This is a genomic window from Vreelandella hamiltonii (assembly GCF_014651775.1).
GTDB lineage: Bacteria > Pseudomonadota > Gammaproteobacteria > Pseudomonadales > Halomonadaceae > Vreelandella > Vreelandella hamiltonii.
Genome location: NZ_BMXN01000017.1, coordinates 1 through 20,194, shown reverse-complemented (window position 1 = coordinate 20,194; position 20,194 = coordinate 1). Strand labels below are relative to the sequence as shown.

Sequence of the window (20,194 nt, the reverse complement as noted above, 5' to 3'; positions counted from 1 at the left end):
GCGGTGGCACGGTTAGTTGTGGTGGCATGATCGGGGCGGCTGGCGCCGCCCTTCGCGGGTGCCTCATTTGCTCGTGCCTCGCAATATTCGTTACGCCGCGCTACGGGAGGTTGCATGTGCTGGGTAGTGGTATAACCGTAGCGCGGTGTAAGCGGAGCGCACCCGCGAAGCAGCGCGAGGAGCGCTGCCGATGGGGGCACGGGGGTGGGGGTGGCACGGTTAGTTGTGGTGGCTTCATCGGGGCGGCTGGCGCCGCCCTTCGCGGGTGCCTCATTTGCTCGTGCCTCGCAAGATTCGTTACGCCGCGCTACGGGAGGTTGCCGGAATTTGGGGGTCGGGACACCCGTAGCGCGGCGTAAGCGGAGCGCACCCGCGAAGCAGCGCGGAGAGCGCTGCCGGTGGGGGCGCAGGGGTGTTGATTCGGCGCTAGAGTAAATTAATGCCGTTGCTGCGCTGCTCTTCGCGTAATCGGTCGCGTGCGATGTAGAGGGCGGCGATGGCGCGTGCTTCGTGGAAGTCTTCTCGAAGCAGCAGTGCGGGGAGCTCTTCGATGGCGTGGGTTTCCACGATCAGCGGCTCGGGCTCGTCGCCGGGCAGGCGTTTGGGGTAGAGGTCGGTGGCGATCAGTACCTGCATGCGGTGTCGCATGTAATTGGGGGCCAGCGAAAGCTCCACCAGCGGCTCGATACGGTGGGCGCCAAAGCCGCACTCTTCCATGAGTTCACGGTTGGCGGCGGCCACGACATCCTCGCCGGGGTCCACCAGGCCTTTGGGCAGGGTGAGTACGTAGTCTTCGAAACCGGCCGCATACTCACGAATCAGCAAGACGTGTTCCGGGTCCGGCATGGCGATGATCATCACGGCGCCACGGTCGGCACCGGTGAGGCGCTCGAACTGGCGCTCCTCGCCGTTCGAAAAGCGCAGGTCCAGCGCCTCGATCTGGAACAAGCGGCTTTGGGCCACGGGGTGGCGAGCCAGAATCTTGGGCTTGCGCGGGTAGCGCTCTGTGGCGTCGCTGGTGGTGGAATCGTCGCGGTCCATCATGCCTCCGTGGCTGCAAAAAACGGGTTACGCTACAATAGCACGCTTACTCTCAAAGACTGGAGTGGCCATGATTGATTGGCGCGAGATCGACACGGTGCTGTTGGACATGGATGGCACGCTGCTGGACCTTCACTTTGACAGCCACTTCTGGCTGGAGCATCTGCCACGCCGCTACGTTGAGCTGCATCAACTGGATCAAGCCAGTCAGGAAGCGCTGAAGAGCCGTATCATGGGAGAGCAGGGCACCCTCAACTGGTACAGCCTGGCCTATTGGAGCCGCGAGCTGAACGTCGATATCGTGGCCCTCAAGCGTGAAGTACAGCACCTGATTGGGTTACGTGGCGATGCACTGGATTTCCTGGGTTGGCTCAAGCAGGCCCATCCTCGAGTGGTGCTGGCCACCAACGCCGACCGTGCCAGTCTTGCACTAAAATTGCCGCTCACCGGGTTGGAAAACTACCTGGATGCCATCATCTCCTCGGAAGACGTTGGCGCTGCCAAGGAAGAGCAGGCCTTCTGGTTCGCGCTGCAGGAGCGAGAGCCCTTCGACCCCGCACGCACCCTGTTCATCGACGACAACGCCCGGGTGCTGGAAAGTGCCAGAGAGTTCGGAATCAAGTACTTGCTAGGCATCAAACAGCCTGATAGCCAGCGGCCCGAGAAGGAGTTGCAGGAGTTCGTGGCCCTGGACCGATTTGCCCAACTGATGCCATGAGTGCGGCCTGGGCATTGGCCACTGAGTGATCCGCCTGGGGCGACCTTCGCGGGGCAGCCAATAGATTAGGAGAGTGCCAATGAGCGACAGCGTTCGCCTAGACAAGTGGCTATGGGCTGCACGGTTTTTCAAGACCCGCGCCTTGGCCAAGAAAGCGATAGAAGGCGGCAAGGTTCACTACAACGGTGAGCGTGCCAAGACCAGCAAGAACGTCGAGCTGGGGGCGCTGATTCGCGTGCCCCAGGGCTGGGACATTTACGAGGTGGAAGTCACGGCGCTTTCAGACCAGCGCAGGGGCGCACCCGAAGCACGCACCCTGTACGCCGAAACCGAGGCCAGCGCCCAGCGTCGTGCCAAGGAAGCCGAGGCGCGTCGGCTCACCAACGAAGCGATGCAGCATCCCCTCAAGCGCCCCGATAAGAAGCAGCGCCGCGATATACACCGATTTCAACGCCAGCAGGGCGAGTAGCGTCGCTGACGCCTGCCTTGCCGACGTTCCCCTTTCTCTCTTCATGGTTTCACTATGTCTGATCAGATCCAGCGTTTTCTGTTTGACCAAACCAACGTGCGTGGCGAAATCGTCACGCTGAGCACCGCCTATCAGGAAGTGCTCGACCGTCATGCCTACCCACCTGCGGTCAATGCCCTGCTGGGCGAGCTGCTGGCAGCGGTGGCTCTGCTGACCGATACGGTCAAGCTGGACGGCACGCTCAGCATCGAAGTGCGCGGCCAGGGCGCGCTGGCGCTGCTGATGGCAGAGTCCAACCCGGGCGGTGAGCTGCGCGCCATTGCGCGTATCGCCGAAGAGGCCGCGCTGCCCAGCGAGCAGGCCAGTTTCCGTGAGCTGGTCGGTGACGGCCAGATCATGATCACCCTGGACCCCCGGGAAGGGCACCGCTACCAGGGTATCGTGGCACTGGATCACGATACGCTGAGTGGCTGCCTGGAAGCCTATTTCGGCCAGTCCGAACAGCTACCTACCCGGCTGTGGCTGGCCGCCGATGGTCAGCGAGCGGGTGGGCTGCTGCTGCAGCGCTTGCCGGATGCCTCGCAAAACCAGGACGTGGATGCCTGGGAGCGCAGCGTGCACCTTGCCGAAACGATCAAGAGCGAAGAGCTGCTGGGGCTGGAGCAGCGTGAGGTACTGTATCGGCTCTACCACGAAGAGACCGTCAGGGTCTTCGAACCCAAGGCGCTGCGCTTTGGCTGCACCTGTTCCCGGGAGCGTATGAGCCATGCACTGCACACCCTGGGCAAGGAAGAGTTGATGGATATTCTTCAGGAGCAGGGCGCCATCGACACCCAATGCCACTTTTGCCACACGAAATATCACTACACCGCCGCAGATATTGAAATTTTGTTGGAAGACCCGGGCGCACCACCGCCAGTCATTCACTGATTGTGTAGTCGGCTGCTGATGGGGTGGGCTTCCAGGCCGCCTGGCGCCACCCCAGAGGAGACAATGCGCTCGGCGCACCCAGCAAACGGTTGTTTGAAAATATACTGCGCTGCAACACAAAATGTAGTGTCATTGTAGTAGTTTAACTACAAGATATTTGCGAGAAGCCCCCGTTTCCCGGGGGCTTTCTTTTTGCCATAATGCGCCGGACTTCAGCGCGCCCAGCCCGTTCGCGAGTGGTTGGGATGACTTTTAAAGGCGTCGTACGACGCCCGGTAAACGAGATAAACGGCCGCAAGGCCCAGGAATCGACATGACCACGACTCAAGCCGCTCCTCAAGCCCACGTCAATCTCAGCAGCGCCGAACTGATCGAGCGCGCCGTGGCCCGTGGTGAAGGTCGCCTCTCGGCGAACGGAGCCCTGGTAGTCAACACCGGCGTACGCACCGGGCGTTCACCGAAAGACCGTTTTATCGTCGATGAGCCCTCCACCCGTGACAGCATCGATTGGGGCAGCGTCAACCGCCCGTTCGACGCCGAGAAGTTCTCGGCGCTGTGGGCGCGTGTCGAAGACTACCTGGAAAGCCGTGAGCGCTTCGTGGCCGAGCTGCACGTGGGCAGCGACAACACCCACTACCTGCCGGTACGTGTCACCACGGAAACGGCCTGGCAAAACCTCTTTGGCCGCACCATGTTCGTGCGCCCGCTGGCCTACAACCAGGCCGCCAAGGAAGAGTGGACCATCCTCAACGCTGCAGGCTTCGAGTGCGACCCGAACCGTGATGGCACCAACTCCGACGGCTGCGTGATCATCAACTTTGCCGAGCGCAAGGTGCTGATCGCCGGCATGCGTTACGCCGGTGAAATGAAGAAAGCCATGTTCTCGGTGCAGAACTACCTGCTGCCCGCCGCCGACGTGCTGCCGATGCACTGTTCTGCCAACGTGGGTGAAGATGGCGAAACCTGCCTGTTCTTCGGCCTCTCAGGCACCGGCAAGACCACGCTCTCAGCGGATCAGGCGCGTTTCTTGATTGGTGACGACGAGCACGCCTGGGGCGACGGCATCGTCTTCAACATGGAAGGCGGCTGCTACGCCAAGTGCATCGACCTTTCCGAGAAGAACGAGCCGGTCATCTGGAACGCCATCAAGTTTGGCACCGTGCTGGAAAACGTCGTGCTGGATGACCGCCGCGAGCCGGACTACGCCGACGACAGTCTGACCCAGAACTCCCGTGCCGCGTACCCGCTGGAGCACGTCGAGAAGCGCGTGGCCGAAAACCTGGCGGGTGAGCCCAACGCCATCGTATTCCTGACCTGCGACATGTCGGGCGTACTGCCGCCGGTGTCCATCCTGTCCAAGGAAGCCGCGGCCTACCACTTCCTGTCGGGCTACACCGCCAAGGTCGGCTCCACGGAAATGGGCTCTTCCGAAGGTCTGGCGGCAACGTTCTCTACCTGCTTTGGCGCGCCGTTCTTCCCGCGTCCGGCCCGTGAATACGCCGACCTGCTGATCAAGCGTGTCGAAAAGAAAGACGCCCAGGTGTACCTGGTGAATACTGGCTGGACCGGTGGTGCCTACGGTGAAGGCGGCTCGCGCTTCTCGATCCCCACCACGCGCGCCATCATCAGCGCGATTCAGTCAGGCATCCTGCGTGATGTCGAGACCAGGCACATCGACGGCCTGAACCTGCAAGTGCCGCTGGCCGTGCCGGGCGTGGATTCCAGCCTGCTGGACCCCCGCGACACCTGGACCGACCGCGACGCCTACGACCGTCACCTGCAAGACCTGGCCACCAAGTTCGTGGACAACTTCAAGAAGTTCGAAGGCGTCAACGAAGCGATCATCAAAGCTGGCCCGCAGCTGACCTGATACTCGCTGTTTCATCGCTTCAAGGGAGGATGCCTGGCATCCTCCCTTTTTTGTGCTTGTGATTTTGTGCTTCCGTCAGGCCATCCTGGACCGGTTCGCCCGGGCGTACAGGCCCTTACAAACGAAACCCCTCCGCAATGTGCTCTGCGAGGCTATCGATGATCGGTGACTGGGTCTGGGAAGTGCGTTGCAGCACGATGGAGGCCTCGGGGAGAGCAGGGTAGCCCTCCTGTCTGCCGAGAATCAGCATGTCGGGGGTGACCAGGCTGTGCATCCAGGCAGAAACGGCCAGCCCAGCCCCGACCACGGCCTGCAAGGTGGCCAGGCTGGGGCTGCTGTAAGCCACGCGATAGGTCTTGCCCGCGCGGTCCAGCGCATGGCAGGCATGGCGGCGGCAGAAGCAGGGGGCTTCGAACATGGCCAGTGGCACCGGCGTTTGTAGATGGATGGCGTGGTCGGCGGCCGTCACCCAGACGGTGGGTTCGCGTCTCAATAGCGTGCCGATCTCATCGCCTACCTCCCGGGTCATGATGATCAGGTCGAGGCTGTCCGGGGGCTGTCGTGAGAGTACCGATGAAGGAGCGCAGTGCACCTCGACATCCACCAGTGGCCATGCCTGGGAGAAGGTTTTCAGGATCCCCGGTAGAAAGCGCATGACGTAGTCGTCGGGCACGCCCAGGCGCACACGACCCACCATATCGGGCTGGCGCAAGAGCGTCAGCGCCTCACCCTGTAGCGAGAGAATCTTGCGCGCATAGCTCAGCAGCGTATGGCCTTCGCTGGTCAGCAGTAGCTGCCGATTCTGGCGAACGAAGAGGGGGCGTTGAATGATATCCTCCTCCAGGCGCTTCATCTGCATGCTTACCGCCGACTGGGTGCGGTTGACCGTCTGCGCCGCGCGGGTAAAGCCGCCCTGGTCGACAATCGCCACAAAGGTGCGCAGCAGTTCATGATCGATGGTGGGTAACATTGCCATGAGATATCAATCTGCCTGATGTTACGCATAAGAAGTATTCGTTGGATTGATTTTAGGCGCTCTTTGATACTTCTTCCACACCCAGAAGGAGAGATCGACATGGAGCGCATCATGACCTGTGTAAACGAGCGTCACGCATTATCAGAGCGGCAGCCGAACGTGGTGGAACGCCGCCGCACCCCTTGGCGGGTCAGGCTGGCGCGATGGCGGCAACTGCGTCGCGAGCGCTATGCACTACAGCAGCTCAACGATGACCTGCTCAAGGACATTGGCTTGAGTCGTGAAGTCGTACAGCGTGAAGCCAAGCGCCCTTTTTGGGATGATCGCGGCTGGCGTCGTTAAAGCAACGTTTATAAAATTTGGTTAATGCACCAATAGTGGGCAAAAAAAGTGCGACTTTAGTCGAGTTGCAGCCGGTTTTTTGCCCATACCAAACCGGCATAGGGTATGCAGAAAAACGCCGTCACAGTTAAATACCGTCATGCGCTGGCCAGCATAACGACAGTCTCATTACGGTAACGGTACGACGCCATGCCCTACGTTCATGACACCCTTGCGCGGCTAGCCAAGAGTAGCCCTGCCCAAACCGAGTTCTATCAAGCCACCGAGGAAGTGCTCGAGTGCTTGCGCCCCCTGTTCGAGCGCTCGCCGCACTATCACCAGCACAGTATCATCGAGCGTATGATCGAGCCTGAACGGCAGATCATGTTCCGTGTCAGTTGGCTGGATGACAAGGGTCGGGTGCAGGTCAACAAAGGGTATCGAGTGCAGTTCAACTCGGCCCTGGGGCCTTATAAAGGGGGTCTGCGGTTTCATCCCAGCGTGACCGCAGGCACCATCAAGTTTCTGGGGTTCGAGCAAATCTTCAAGAACGCGCTGACCGGCCTGGCGATTGGCGGCGGCAAGGGCGGCGCGGACTTCGACCCCAAGGGCAAGTCGGACAACGAGATCATGCGCTTCTGCCAGTCGTTCATGACCGAGCTGTACCGCCACGTGGGGCCCCATAGCGATGTGCCCGCCGGCGATATCGGCGTGGGCGCCCGCGAGATTGGCTATCTGTTTGGCCAGTACAAGCGGCTGACCGGGCGTTACGAAGGGGTGCTGACCGGCAAAGGGCTGAATTGGGGCGGCTCGCTCGGGCGCAAGGAGGCCACCGGCTACGGCGCGGTCTACTTTGCCCAGAACATGCTGGCCGCCCGGGGGGAGAGTCTGGCAGGCAAGACTTGCCTGGTGTCCGGCGCGGGCAACGTCGCCATCTATACCATCGAAAAGCTGCTGGAACTCGGTGCGCTACCGGTGACCTGCAGTGATTCCAAGGGCATGATTCACGACCCGCGAGGCATCGACCTGGGGCTGCTCAAGCGTCTGAAGGAGGTCGAGCGTGTTTCTCTGGAAGCTTATCTGCACGAGCACCCTGAGGCACACTATGTGGCGGCACGGGATTACCCCGCCGATGGCCATGCCGTATGGCGTCTACCGGCGCAGGTAGCGTTTCCTTGTGCCACCCAGAACGAATTGACCGAACAGGATGCCCAGGCGCTGATCGCCAACGGGGTGAGCTGTATCAGTGAAGGGGCCAACATGCCCTCTACCAAGGCGGCAGTGGAGCGCTTTATTGCCGCCAGGCTCGCATACGGCCCTGGCAAGGCCGCCAACGCCGGTGGCGTGGCCACGAGCCAGCTGGAAATGGCCCAGAACAGCAGCATGGAGCAGTGGTCGCTAGCGAAGGTCGATGACAAGCTCAAGCGCATCATGGCCGATATCTATCAGCAGTGTGCTGACACGGCAGAAGAGTTCGGCGAACCCGGTAACCTGGTGCTCGGTGCCAACATCGCAGGCTTCCGCAAGGTGGCCGATGCCATGATCGAGCAGGGCGTTACCTGATCATGTGGGTGGCCTGGTCGATTGAGTTACCGGGCCACTTTAAATAAGCTATCCTGCATATAGCGGATATCCACAGTCCTTTCCCTTTGGGGAAGGGCTGTTTTTTATGGTCGGTATCATCAAGGAGAGAGACCATGGGGCAGCGTCCTCCAATCATCATCAACCGTCTCGATGCAGAGCGTCTGCAGCGACTGATCGATCAAGCACCGGAAAAGGATCAGATGGTGGCGGAATTGCTCGAAGAAGAGCTGCTGCGCGGTGAGGTGCTCGACCCGCAGGACATTCCCGATAACGTCGTGAGCATGAATAGCCAGATCCGCTTCACCGACCTGACCCGTGGGCGGCAAATGATCCGCACGCTGGTCTATCCCCATGCGCTGGCCAGCGTGGAAGACGGTATTTCCGTCATGGCGCCGATCGGAGCCGCGCTGATTGGCCTGAAGGTGGGCGATGTCATCGAATGGCCGCTACCCAATGCCACCGACGTGAAGCTGCGGGTGGATGCCATCTTCTGGCAGCCCGAGCGGGAGAAGCAATTCCACCGCTAGGGCGGTCTCGGGCGCGCAAGCCATGCCAGCACAGGTGCTTTGTGGTACCGTGTCGGCACCTCGAATGCTGCATGAGCTGGTTGCACGTTATGGATGTCAAACAACGGATTATTGCGCGCCTGGCGTCAGAGCTGGGCGTACGACCTGAACAAGTCCTGGCCACGGTGGAATTGCTGGATGGCGGTGCCACCGTGCCCTTCATCGCCCGCTACCGCAAGGAAGTGACCGGCGCGCTGGACGATACTCAACTGCGCCAGTTGGATGAGCGCCTGCGTTACCTGCGCGAACTGGAAGAGCGGCGCGAAGCCGTGCTGGCGGCCATCGATGAACAAGGCAAGCTGGACCCCGCGCTCAAGGCCACTATCGAGGCCGCCGACACCAAGCAGCGCCTGGAAGACCTCTATCTCCCGTTCAAGAAAAAGCGCCGCACCAAAGCCCAGATTGCCCGGGAAGCCGGTCTCGAACCTCTGGCGGATGCGCTGCTGGCCGACCCCACCCTCGACCCGGAAAACGAAGCGGCACGCTACCTGCGCCCGGCAGAAGGGGAAGTGCCGGCCATCGAAGATGCCAAGGCCGCCCTCGACGGTGCCAAGCAGATTCTGATGGAGCGCTTTGCCGAAGACCCCGAGCTGATCGGCCAGCTGCGTGAGCGGCTCTGGCAGGAAGGCGAGCTGAGCGCCCGGGTGCTGGAAGGCAAGCAGCAGGAAGGCGCCAAGTTTTCGGATTACTTCGAGCACGACGAAAAACTCGCCAAGGTGCCCTCGCACCGTGCGCTGGCCATGTTCCGTGGCCGCAACGAAGGGATTCTGGGGCTGGCCATTCGCTTGCCCGGTGAAGAAGACGCCCCGGTGCATCCTGCCCAGGTGGCCATTGCCCGTCAGGTCGGTATTCGCGATGAAGGGCGCCCGGCCGACAAGTGGCTGGGCGAAGTGGTGCGCTGGACCTGGCGTGTCAAACTCTACACCGCACTGGAAACCGAGCTGCTGGGCCGCCTGCGCGAACAGGCCGAGCAGACCGCCATCGATGTCTTTGCTGCCAACCTGAAAGACCTGCTGCTGGCGGCCCCGGCGGGGCAGAAAGTCACCTTGGCGCTGGACCCCGGCCTGCGTACCGGCTGCAAGGTAGCGGTCATCGATGCCACCGGTCAGTTCATCGACCAGGCCACCATTTACCCCCACGCTCCCCAGAACCGCTGGAACGAATCGCTGGAGGTGCTGGCGCGGCTGGTCAAGCAGCATCGCGTGCAGCTGATTGCCGTGGGCAACGGAACCGCCAGCCGTGAAACCGACAAGCTGGCCGGGGAACTGGTGAAGGCGCTGGCGCCCGCGCAGCCGCTGAGCAAGGTCATGGTGTCGGAGGCCGGGGCATCGGTGTACTCGGCGTCGGAATACGCGGCCCGTGAGCTGCCCGATCTGGACGTCACCATCCGGGGGGCGGTTTCGATTGCCCGCCGCCTGCAGGACCCGCTGGCCGAGCTGGTGAAGATCGAGCCCAAATCCATCGGGGTAGGTCAGTATCAGCACGACGTCTCTCAGGTGCAGCTCTCGCGCAGCCTGGAAGCCGTCATCGAAGATTGTGTGAACGCGGTGGGCGTGGACCTCAACACGGCCTCCAGCGCATTGCTCTCCCGAGTGGCTGGCTTGAGCGCCGCGATGGCCGAAAACATCGTCGCGCAGCGCAACCTGCAGGGTGCCTTCAAAAGCCGCAAGGAGCTGCTCGGCGTCAGCCGTCTGGGGCCCAAGACGTTTGAACAGTGCGCCGGTTTCCTGCGTATCAGCAATGGCGACAACCCGCTGGATGCCAGCGCCGTCCACCCAGAGGCCTATACTCTGGTCGAGCGCATCGCCAAGCAAAGCGGGCGTGACCTCAAGGGCCTGATTGGCGACAGCGCCACCCTCAAGGCGCTGAAGCCCGCCGATTTCGCCGATGAGCGCTTCGGGGTGCCCACCGTCAGCGACATTCTCAAGGAGCTGGACAAGCCAGGCCGAGACCCGCGCCCGGAGTTCAAGGCGGCGGAGTTCCGCGAAGGCGTGGAAACGCTCAAGGACCTCACCCTGGGCATGGTGCTGGAAGGCACGGTGACCAACGTGACGCACTTCGGCGCGTTCGTGGATATCGGGGTTCATCAGGATGGCCTGGTGCATATCTCGGCCTTGTCGGAGCGGTTCATCGACGACCCGCGCAGCGTGGTCAAGGCGGGCGACATCGTTACCGTCAAAGTGATGAGCGTCGATATTCCCCGCAAGCGAGTCGGGCTTTCCATGCGTCTCAGCGATGAACCAGAGCAGCCTGAGCAAAACGGCAGCCGCGCCGCTCAGGAGCCCCGCAAGCCTGCGCGCAGCAGCCGTCAATCGGGCCAGCGCCAGGGGCAGCAGCAGGGCAATGCACCGGCGGCCATGGGTGCCTTGGGTGCCGCGTTGTTGAAGGCCAAGCGGGGCAAATAGTCGCGTGTCTTGAAAAACACAGGGTTGCCGCCATATCCTGCCCACTATTCCCTATCAGGTAGGATACAGCTCATGGTCACGCCCGCCGGTTTCCACAAGGCCTGCGTCATGCAGGCCTTATCAACAAGGAGTGTTCACCTTGTCTGAACCACTCACGGTGCCTACGTCGCTGACCGCTCAGGTCGAGCGCCTGCTCCCCAGCGCCCGTCTGGGTCGTTTGGGGCGGCTGCGTCGCGGGCTAGAAAAAGAGGGGCTAAGGGTCGATGCGCAGGGCCATATCGCACAGACCCCACACCCCCAGGCGCTGGGCTCCAAGCTGACCCACCCGCACATCACCACCGACTACTCCGAAGCGCTGCTGGAGTACATCACCCCGGTGTATTCGGAACCCAAGGAGGCGCTGGCCTTCCTGTCCGATCTGCATACCTTTACCTATCACCATCTCGATAACGAGTGGATCTGGCCTGGCAGCATGCCTTCCCGGCTCTCCGGTAACGACAGCGTGCCGATTGCCGACTACGGCAGCTCCAACGTGGGCACCATGAAGCACGTTTACCGCAAAGGGCTCGACGTGCGCTACGGGCGGATCATGCAAGCCATTGCCGGGGTGCACTACAACGTCTCGCTGCCTGAAGACATGTGGTACGCCCTGCGCGAGATGGAAAAAGCCACCCACGTACCGTTCAACGACTACCGTTCGACGCGCTACTTTGGCTTGATTCGTCACTTCCGTCGCCATAGCTGGCTGCTGCTCTATCTATTCGGTGCGTCTCCCGCCGTGGACAAGAGCTTCCTGCCCAGCGGGCAGGTGCCGGACAAGCTGCAGCCGCTCGGTGACGATACTTATATCGCCCCCTACGCTACCACGCTGCGCATGTCCGACCTGGGGTATCAGAACAAGGTCCAGTCGCAGCTGAAAATCTGCTTCAACTCGCTCTCCAACTACGTCAACACCCTGCGCCATGCGATTTCCACACCGTGGCCCGATTATGAAGCGCTGGGCGTTCGGCAAGGCGATGAGTGGCAGCAGCTCAATGCCAATATTCTGCAGATCGAGAACGAATACTACAGCGATATTCGCCCCAAACGCGTGGCGCGGCACAACGAAACCCCGAGCCAGGCACTCGAAGCTCGTGGCGTCGAGTACATCGAAGTGCGCTGTCTGGACCTCAATCCCTTCGATCCGCTGGGCGTCACGGAAGTGCAGATGCGCTTCGTCGACACCTTCCTGATGTGGTGTCTGCTCAGCGACAGCCCCTGGATTTCCGATGAAGAGTGTGACCGCCTGGATGACAACCGTCGCCTGGTGGTGGAGCGGGGGCGTGACCCTGAGCTGCGTCTCGTGCGTCAGGGGGAATCGGTGACGCTCCCCGAGTGGGGCGAGCAGATCTTCGCGGAAATGGCCGAGGTCGCTCGGCTGCTGGACGCCGTGGAAGACGACGCTCCCCATGCGGCCGCCCTGGCGGCGCTACAGCCCCGTTTGCGCCAGCCCGAGCTGACGCCCTCTGCGCAACTGCTGGCGAAGCTGCAATCCGGCAACGGCTCGCTCAGCGAGACTCTGCTGGGCATGGCCCAAGAACAGGCAGAGGCCTTGAAGAGCACCCCCATGCTGCGTTCACGGGAAGCGCTGCTGGCACAGCTCATCGACACCTCGCACCAGCAGCAGCGTGATATCGAAGCCGCGGATCAAGAAAGCTTCAGTACCTTCCTGGAAAACTACTTCGCCAAGGCGCGGGAATCGCGAGCGCTATCGGCCATTACACCTGAGGATGGGCAATGACCTCATCAACTATTCGTCCGGTCGCGCTACTCGGCGTTGCCTTCTGTATCCTGATGATGGCCGTGGCGCTAGGACTGGAACACATTGGCGGGCTGGAGCCTTGCCCGCTGTGCATCTTCCAGCGCGTCGCGGTCATCGCCGCCGGGCTGGTACTGGCCGTGGCTGCCATTCATAACCCCCGCGGCCGTTTCGGCAAGGGGTTATATGGCGTGCTCAGCTTGGCGGCGGTGGGTACCGGGGCGTTCATCGCAGGCCGCCATGTCTGGCTACAGGGGCTGCCCGCCGATGAAGTGCCCAGCTGTGGCCCCGGCCTGGAATACATGATGGATATTCTGCCCATGCAGGAAGTCGTGGCCATGGTGCTCACCGGCTCCGGCGAGTGCGCGGAAATCGACTTCATGCTGTTGGGGCTGTCGCTGCCTGGCTGGACGCTGGTCGGGTTCCTCATTCTCGCCCTGGTACCGTTACATATGTTATGGCTGGCCGTGACAGGGCAGGGTACGTTAGCCAAGCGTTGATTATTCAAGGCACACTCGGCAGTATCAAGGAAATCGTGCCCGCCTGCATTGACAGGGCTAGAAGGAACAGCGAGTCTAGCCTTGATGAAGGCGGCTATCAGCAAGGAGAAGCCCCATGCTCGAAGATTGCAAAAATGCCCTGGAGCGCTGGGGGGGCGTACACAGCCTGATCGACCGCTGGCTGGATCAACGGCGCGCACTACTGGTCAGCTTCATTGAGCTCAAGGAAGCCTGCGATGCGGAACTCGAAGCCGTCAGCAAGGCGCGCATCGACACCTTCAGCGAACTGCTGATGGATTACATCAGCGCGGGCCACTTCGAGATCTACCCCCAGTTGGCCGAAGAAGCCAAGGCCTTCGAAGATGAAGGAGCCCTGCAAATCGCGGCCCTGTTGCTGGAAAGGCTCGAAATGTCTACCGCCATGGTGCTGGAGTTCGACGAAGACTTCGCCACCCCGGTACGCTGCCAGCAAAACCTGGCCCGGCTGCCCGCCTGGATCGACCGGCTCGCCAAAGGGCTCACCGAACGCTTCGCCCTGGAGGATCAGCTCATCGCACGCCTCCACGCAGCCCACAGCCCCCAACAGATCAAATCTCCCGCTTAATGCCGCGCCCCCTGTAGCGCGGCGTAACGAAAGAGCGAGAGCAACGAGCGAAAGAGGCACCCGCGGAGGCGGCGTCAGCCGCCCCGATAGCGTCACCGAACCCACCACGCTCTCGAATCGCAAAACGCCACCGCCACCCCCGGTGCCCTCATCGGCAACGCTCTCCGCGTTGCTTCGCGGGTGCGCTCCGCTTACGCCGCGCTACGGCATGTCGCCAACATTGGGTATGGGGGCACGGGCACGGATACCCCCGTAGCGCGGCGTAACGACTGAGCGAGAGAAACGAGCGAAAGAGGCACCCGCAGCGGCGGCCCGGCGCGGAGGCGGCGCCAGCCGCCCTGATGACGTCACCGAACCCACCGAGCCCTCGAACCACAAAACGCCACCGCCACCCCCGTCGCCCTCATCGGCAACGCTCTCCGCGTTGCTTCGCGGGTGCGCTCCGCTTACGCCGCGCTACGGTATGTCGCCAACATTGGGTATGGGGGCACGGGCACGGATACCTCCGTAGCGCGGCGTAACGACTGAGCGAGAGCAACGAGCGAAAGAGGCACCCGCGGAGGCGGCCCGGCGCGAAGGCGGCGCCAGCCGCCCCGGTAGCGTCACCGAACCACAAACACGCCCTCGAATCACAAAACGCCACCACCACCCCCGGCGCCCCCATCGGCAACGCTCTCCGCGTTGCTTCGCGGGTGCGCTCCGCTTACGCCGCGCTACGGGTGCGGCGCCAACGATGCAAATGGGGGTGCCCGTAGCGGGGTGGGGCGCGTTTTATCCGAGATCTTTCTCCCGCCGTAAGCGGCCGCCGATCACCAGCATGCAGGGGGTGAGCAGCAGGGTGAGGAAGGTGGCGAACGTCAATCCACCGGCGATGGCGCTGGACATTTGTGTCCACCACTGGGCGGAGGGGGCGTTGAACCCGAGCGCGGGGGTGAAGAGGTTGACGTTGACTCCCAGCACCATGGGCATCAGCCCCAGCACGGTGGTGATGGCGGTCAGCAGGACGGGGCGCAGGCGCAGGCAGCCTGCTTCCAGGGCTGCCTGAGGAGGTGGCATGCCGTCGCGGCGCAGCTCGTTGTAGGTATCGATCAAGACGATATTGTTGTTGACCACGATGCCCGCCAGCGCGATCACGCCCATGCCTACCATGACGATGCCAAAGGCCTGGCCGGTGATCAGCAGGCCCATGAGTACGCCCGCCGTGGAGAACACGATGGCGGACAACACCAGCGCGGCCTGGTAATAGCTGTTGAACTGGGTCACCAGAATCAGCGCCATCAATCCTACGGCAATCAGGAAGGCACTGATCAGAAACTGCATCGACTCCTGCTGATCCTCCTGTTCGCCAGCCACATTGACCATCAGGCCATCCGGTAGTTGGCCTTGGCCAGCGGTCAGCAGGGCTCTCAGGCGCTCATCGGCCAGGTAGCCGGGCGCCAGATCCGCTTCCAACGTAATCGCGCGGCGGCCATCGATGCGGTTCAATGTCCCCACCTTGGGCGCCGGGGCGATTTCCACGAAATGGGAAATCGGCACCTGCCCACGGGAAGTATTGATGGTGAGCCGCTCCAACTGGTCCAGCGTGCGCCAGTGTTCCGGAAGGCGTACGCGAATATCGACCTCGTCACTCACCGTGGGTGGGCGGTAGCTGGCCACCTGCAGGCCGGTGGTGAGCAACTGAACCGCGCTGCCAATGGTGGTGATATCGGTCCCCATGCGGGCGGCGGCCTCACGATCCACGGTGATCTGCCACTCCACCCCGGGCAGGCTGCGGTTGTCCTGAATATCCACGAAGCCGCCCAGCTCACGCATCAGTCGGGTGAGTTGGTCGACCCCCGCATCGGCAACGTCTGGGTCCGTGGCGCTGACTTCCAGCACGATGGGTTTGCCGCCGCCGGGGCCCATTTCCTGCTCGCGGAATTCCAGGGTAATTCCCGGAATATCCGCCGTGCGCTCAGCCATGTCCGCCAGAATGGTGCGCGCCGGACGGCGCTGATACCAATCAATGAACTGGAACTGCAGCATGCCGACCACGTCGCTGCCCATCTGCTGGTCGGGCACTGCAAAAGAGCGTGCGTAGAGAGCCTCCACTTCACCCAGGCCGCCCAGGCGCTGCTCCACGCGGCGCAAAATGGCGTCGGTTTCCTGAGCGGAAAAATCGCCCCGGGCGCGTACCAGCACCTGGGCGCTATCGGGTTCGACGTTGGGGAAGAAATCCACGCCGTGGTTGAACCGCGCATAGCCGGTATACAGCAGTGCGATCAGCAGCATAGCAAAGGCCAGCACCCAGCCGGGGTAGCGCAGCAATCGGCTCAGCAAATGGCGGTAGCCTCGGCCCATCGCAGTGCTTTCATCCAGCGGGCCAGTGCCTGCACCGCTGGCCTTGGCGGTACGGGTAAACAGCCGCCCAAGCGTGGGCAGGAAGATGAGTGCCATGACCAGCGAGGCCAGCAGGCACAGAATCACCGTCGCGGGCAGGTACTTCATGAACTGGCCGACGACGCCGGGCCAGAACAGTAGCGGTAGAAACACCGCCAATGTGGTTGCCGTGGAGGCAATCACCGGCCAGCTCATCCGCGACGCGGCGTTCAGCCACGCCTGATGAGCCGTCTGCCCCTCGTGCAGATGGCGGTCGGCGAGCTCGCTGACCACGATGGCACCGTCCACCAGCATGCCCGCTACCAGAATCAGCGCAAACAGCACCACGATGTTGAGAGTGAAGCCAAAGGCCCAGACCAGCAGAATACCGGTCAGGAAAGCCCCTGGAATGGTCAGCCCGACCAGGAGTGCCATACGCCAGCCCATCACGGCGACCACCACGACCAGTACCAGCACCACCGCAGTCAGCACGTTGTTGAGCAGCTCGGAGAGCATGTTCTGCACGGTGACCGACTCGTCCAGGATGGTCGTCACCCGTAGCTGCTCGGGTAACAGCGTTTGCGCCTCCGCAAAGCGGTCCCGCACGGCGTCGATGGTGGCGATGATGTTGGCCCCGGCGCGTTTGGAGATTTCCAGCACCACGGCAGGCTGGCCGTCGATACGCGCAAAGCCTTCGGGCTCTTTGTAGGTGGGGTGAATCCAGGCCACGTCACCGAACGTGACCACTTGCTCGCCCTCTACTTTCACGGGCATGTTCATCACGTCTTCCAGGGCAGCGATGATGCCGGGCACCTTCAGCGCCAGCCTGCCTGCGCCAGTATCCAGGCTGCCGGCGGCCACCAGCCGATTGTTACGCGAGACCTGGTTGAACAAGGCATCGAAATCGACCCCGTAACTCTCCAGCTCCAGCGGGTCCACGACGATTTCCAGCAGGTCTTCACGGTCACCGGCAATGTCCACCTCCAGCACGTCGGCAATGCCTTCGATCTCCTCCTTCAGGCGGCGGGCGATGGCAATGCGCTCGCGGGTGTCCAGCTCCCCTGAAAGGCCGATGCTCAAGACCGGGAACTCCGAGACGTTGACCTCCATGACCCTCGGTTCGTCGGCTTCGGTGGGCAGGCTGCTACGTGCAATGTCTACCCGTTCCCGCACGTCGGAAAGCGCCGTGTCCGGATCGAAGCCCGGGTCGAACTCCAGCGTGACGGAGCCATGCCCCTCGCTGGACTGCGCCGTGAACTTGCGCAGCCCGGCAATGCCCCGCAGCTCCTGTTCCATCGGGCGAATCAGCAGCCGTTCGCCATCTTCCGGGCTGACCCCCTCCAGCGAGAGCGAGACATAAATGATCGGGATGGTGACGTCCGGGTTGGCTTCTTTGGGGATCACCTGCCAGGCCGTGAGCCCAGCCAGCAGCAGCCCTACCAGTAGCAACAGGGTGGTGCGCGTATGGGTCAGCGCGGCATTAATGAGTGAGCGCATGACCACCTTCCTGGGCAGGCACGGGGGTGACTTCCTCACCAGGGCTGACCAGGCCAGCCCCCAACGTGATCAGCGTGACCGGGTCGGGCAGGCCGCTGACATAGGCGCGCTGGGTGTCGGCACTGACCAGCTCCACGGCAGACTGCACCACGCGGTTTTCGGCATCCAGGTGCCGAATGGCCAGCTGGCCCCGCTCATCCAGGCTGAACAGCGCAGGCGAAAGCGTATGCACGGCGCGAGGGGGCAGGGTGATGGTCAGCTCGGCGCTACCGCCTGCCAGCCGCTGGCGCTCGGGGTTGTCGAGGATGACTTCCACATAGAACGTCCGGGTCGCTTCATCGGCACGGCGGCTGATATAGCTCACTTCGCCAGTCAGCTCGCCGCCATTCAACAGGCGGGCCGTCACCGGCAGCCCTTCGCTCAGAGTGCCTACCTGCTGCTGGGACACCCAGGCCTCTCCTTTCAGGCGACGGTCATCGACCAGACGCGCCCACTCTTCTCCGGGCTGCAGCAGGTCGCCGATTTCCACCTGTACTCGGTCCAGCACGCCTTCGAACGGAGCGCTGGGGCGGGTATCGCGTAGCTGCTTCTCCAGTTGAGCCACCTGGGCCGCGCTGGCGCTGAGTGCGCTTTGCAAGCGCAGCAGCTCGGGCTGGGAAATCAGCTCGCGACGGCGCAGGTTCTGGGCCCCCGCGTACTCGGCCTGCGCCAGGGCCAGCTCATCGCGTGCCTGCTGCAGGCGCTCTGGCAGGGCATCGCTCTCCAGTACCAGCAGCGTCTCGCCCGGTTGAACGCGCTCGCCTTGGGTGATGGGGGCTTCCGCCACCAGGCCCGCCACGTTGGCGCGCAATACCGCCTCGCGAGCGGCCGCCAGCTGGCCTTGAACGACCACCTGAGGAATGTAGAGCGTGCTGGGCTGGGTCGAGACCTCCACCCGAGCCAAGGTCTCGCCGTTGCTCTCGCGGTTTTCTACAGGGGCGGACTGAAAACGCTGAAAGTCGCCCAGGGCAAGCCATACCACCAGGGCCAGCACCAGCAGGCTAGCCAGTGCATAAGAGGGGGGGATTCTTCGCATGAGGAGTCACTGTTCCAAATAAAGAGGGGCTCGCAACCCGTCACACCATAGCGCAAGTGCTGCCGCTCAGCGAGTACCAAGCCGCCGCGCGAATGGGTAGTAGTCTCAAGTCTGATTGAGTTTTTAGGCGTGTGGGCATAACATCGGTGCGCGAATCTTTACCAGGCGAACCTTCACTAGGCGAACCATCAAGGAGCAATGATGAAAGATCCAGTACGTATTGCGATTACCGGCGGTGCCGGCCAGATCAGCTACTCTCTTATTTTCCGCATTGCCGCTGGCGACATGCTGGGGCCGGATCAGCCCGTCATTCTCCAGCTTCTCGAAATTCCCCAAGCCATGGGCGCGCTGAACGGCGTGGTCATGGAAGTGAACGACTGTGCGTTCCCGCTGGTGCAAGATATCGTCGCCACCGACGATCCCAACGTGGCGTTCAAGGATGCCGACTTCGCTCTGCTGGTAGGTGCTCGTCCGCGTGGCCCCGGCATGGAGCGTAAAGACCTGCTGGAAGCCAACGCCGCTATCTTCTCCGTACAAGGTAAAGCGCTGAACGACCACGCCAGCCGCGATGTGAAAGTGCTGGTCGTCGGCAACCCGGCCAACACCAACGCGCTGATTGCCTCCTGCAACGCGCCGGACCTGGACGCTGGCCAGTTCACCGCCATGACCCGTCTGGACCACAACCGCGCCCTGACGCAGCTGGCACAGAAGACCGGCAAGCACGTCACCGACGTCGAAAACATGATCATCTGGGGCAACCACAGTGCTACCCAGTACCCGGACCTGGCCCAGTGCAAGGTAGACGGCAAAGCCGCTTTCGATCTGGTCGAGCGCGACTGGTACGAAAACGACTTCATCCCGACCGTACAGCAGCGCGGTGCCGCCATCATCAAGGCACGCGGCGCCTCGTCTGCCGCCTCCGCTGCGTCTTCCGCCATCGACCACATGCGTGATTGGGCGCTGGGCTGCGACGGTATCGTCAGCATGGCCATCCCCTCCGACGGCAGCTACGGCATCGCCGAAGGCATCATCTACTCCTACCCGGTGCGCTGCCAGGGTGGCAAGTACGAAATCGTACAAGGTTTCGAACTCGATGCGTTCAGCAAAGAGAAGATGCAAGCCACGGAAAAAGAACTGCGCGAAGAGCGCGCTGCTGTAGAGCACCTGCTCGGCTAAGTACGCCGTTTGGCACTCGCCAACCGCACCCACCCCGCAAGCCATGCTTGCGGGGTTTTTTATGCTCAGCGTAATGGGTTTGGATGGAACGTTATGTCGCTTGCGGGATAGCTTGAGTGGGTGACCCCGTAGCGCGGCGTAAGCGGAACGCACCCGCGAAGCAACGCGAGAGCGTTGCCGATGAGGGCGACGAGGGTGGTAGTGGCATATTGTCGTTCGGTGGCTTCATCTCTGTGGGAGGCCAATTTCATTGGGCGACTGCCTGAATAGGCTGAGAGCTTGAATCATCGCGGGCTGAAGCCCCCT

16 protein-coding genes are annotated in these 20,194 nt (G+C 62.3%); 12 read left to right on the top strand and 4 right to left on the bottom strand.

All coding sequences use genetic code 11. The annotated features are described in order from the left end of the window. Window positions 1–426: 426 nt before the first annotated feature. The gene (nudE, locus tag IE091_RS13405) at window positions 427–1,041 is read right to left on the bottom strand and encodes an ADP compounds hydrolase NudE (RefSeq protein WP_189463864.1); all 615 of its coding nucleotides are present in this window, start codon (window positions 1,039–1,041) and stop codon (window positions 427–429) included. 70 nt (window positions 1,042–1,111) lie between these two features. Here nudE and yrfG point away from each other — a divergent pair, with 70 nt between their 5' ends. The 4 genes from yrfG (at window position 1,112) to IE091_RS13385 (ending at window position 5,028) form a co-directional block, all read left to right on the top strand. Then, window positions 1,112–1,759, top strand: a complete 648-nt coding sequence (yrfG, locus tag IE091_RS13400; protein WP_189463863.1) for a GMP/IMP nucleotidase — start codon at window positions 1,112–1,114, stop codon at window positions 1,757–1,759. A 79-nt stretch (window positions 1,760–1,838) separates the two neighbouring features. Next, complete coding sequence (gene hslR / locus IE091_RS13395) at window positions 1,839–2,228, top strand: ribosome-associated heat shock protein Hsp15 (protein WP_016913307.1); 390 nt, start codon at window positions 1,839–1,841, stop codon at window positions 2,226–2,228. Between the two features lie 54 nt (window positions 2,229–2,282). Then, on the top strand, window positions 2,283–3,158 hold the full coding sequence (gene hslO, locus IE091_RS13390; protein ID WP_189463862.1) for an Hsp33 family molecular chaperone HslO: 876 nt from the start codon (window positions 2,283–2,285) through the stop codon (window positions 3,156–3,158). A gap of 313 nt (window positions 3,159–3,471) precedes the next feature. Continuing rightward, window positions 3,472–5,028 carry a phosphoenolpyruvate carboxykinase gene (locus tag IE091_RS13385; protein WP_100731819.1) on the top strand — a complete coding sequence of 519 codons (1,557 nt, stop codon included), beginning with the start codon at window positions 3,472–3,474 and terminating at the stop codon, window positions 5,026–5,028. 115 nt (window positions 5,029–5,143) lie between these two features. Here IE091_RS13385 and IE091_RS13380 read toward each other — a convergent pair whose 3' ends face one another. Beyond that, window positions 5,144–6,004, bottom strand: a complete 861-nt coding sequence (locus tag IE091_RS13380; protein WP_189463861.1) for a LysR substrate-binding domain-containing protein — start codon at window positions 6,002–6,004, stop codon at window positions 5,144–5,146. 111 nt (window positions 6,005–6,115) lie between these two features. On the opposite strand from IE091_RS13380, the gene IE091_RS13375 reads away from it, so the two are divergent. The 7 genes from IE091_RS13375 to rsd all read left to right on the top strand — a co-directional run bounded on the left by IE091_RS13375 (window position 6,116) and on the right by rsd (window position 13,782). Further along, on the top strand, window positions 6,116–6,346 hold the full coding sequence (locus IE091_RS13375) for a DUF1127 domain-containing protein (RefSeq protein ID WP_229800839.1): 231 nt from the start codon (window positions 6,116–6,118) through the stop codon (window positions 6,344–6,346). Between the two features lie 189 nt (window positions 6,347–6,535). Beyond that, complete coding sequence (gene gdhA / locus IE091_RS13370; protein WP_189463859.1) at window positions 6,536–7,888, top strand: NADP-specific glutamate dehydrogenase; 1,353 nt, start codon at window positions 6,536–6,538, stop codon at window positions 7,886–7,888. A 134-nt stretch (window positions 7,889–8,022) separates the two neighbouring features. Then, window positions 8,023–8,436, top strand: a complete 414-nt coding sequence (gene rnk / locus IE091_RS13365) for a nucleoside diphosphate kinase regulator (protein ID WP_039183820.1) — start codon at window positions 8,023–8,025, stop codon at window positions 8,434–8,436. 89 nt (window positions 8,437–8,525) lie between these two features. Continuing rightward, a complete protein-coding gene (locus IE091_RS13360) occupies window positions 8,526–10,880 on the top strand; it encodes a Tex family protein (RefSeq protein WP_189463858.1) in 2,355 nt (784 codons plus the stop codon). Between the two features lie 139 nt (window positions 10,881–11,019). After that, a complete protein-coding gene (gene gshA / locus IE091_RS13355; protein ID WP_189463857.1) occupies window positions 11,020–12,660 on the top strand; it encodes a glutamate--cysteine ligase in 1,641 nt (546 codons plus the stop codon). Further along, window positions 12,657–13,178 (top strand): disulfide bond formation protein B, encoded by a 522-nt coding sequence (locus tag IE091_RS13350; RefSeq protein ID WP_189463856.1) that lies wholly within the window; start codon window positions 12,657–12,659, stop codon window positions 13,176–13,178. The genes gshA and IE091_RS13350 overlap by 4 nt, the downstream gene beginning before the upstream one ends. Before the next feature lie 115 nt (window positions 13,179–13,293). Next, window positions 13,294–13,782: a sigma D regulator gene (gene rsd, locus IE091_RS13345; protein ID WP_039183827.1), complete on the top strand. Its 489-nt coding sequence runs from the start codon at window positions 13,294–13,296 to the stop codon at window positions 13,780–13,782. Between the two features lie 771 nt (window positions 13,783–14,553). On the opposite strand, the gene IE091_RS13340 is transcribed toward rsd, so the two are convergent. Next, window positions 14,554–17,637 (bottom strand): efflux RND transporter permease subunit, encoded by a 3,084-nt coding sequence (locus IE091_RS13340; protein WP_189463855.1) that lies wholly within the window; start codon window positions 17,635–17,637, stop codon window positions 14,554–14,556. Further along, complete coding sequence (locus tag IE091_RS13335) at window positions 17,621–18,712, bottom strand: efflux RND transporter periplasmic adaptor subunit (protein WP_189463854.1); 1,092 nt, start codon at window positions 18,710–18,712, stop codon at window positions 17,621–17,623. The genes IE091_RS13340 and IE091_RS13335 overlap by 17 nt, the downstream gene beginning before the upstream one ends. A gap of 201 nt (window positions 18,713–18,913) precedes the next feature. On the opposite strand from IE091_RS13335, the gene IE091_RS13330 reads away from it, so the two are divergent. Then, the gene (locus IE091_RS13330) at window positions 18,914–19,888 is read left to right on the top strand and encodes a malate dehydrogenase (protein ID WP_039183870.1); all 975 of its coding nucleotides are present in this window, start codon (window positions 18,914–18,916) and stop codon (window positions 19,886–19,888) included. Window positions 19,889–20,194: the final 306 nt, after the last annotated feature.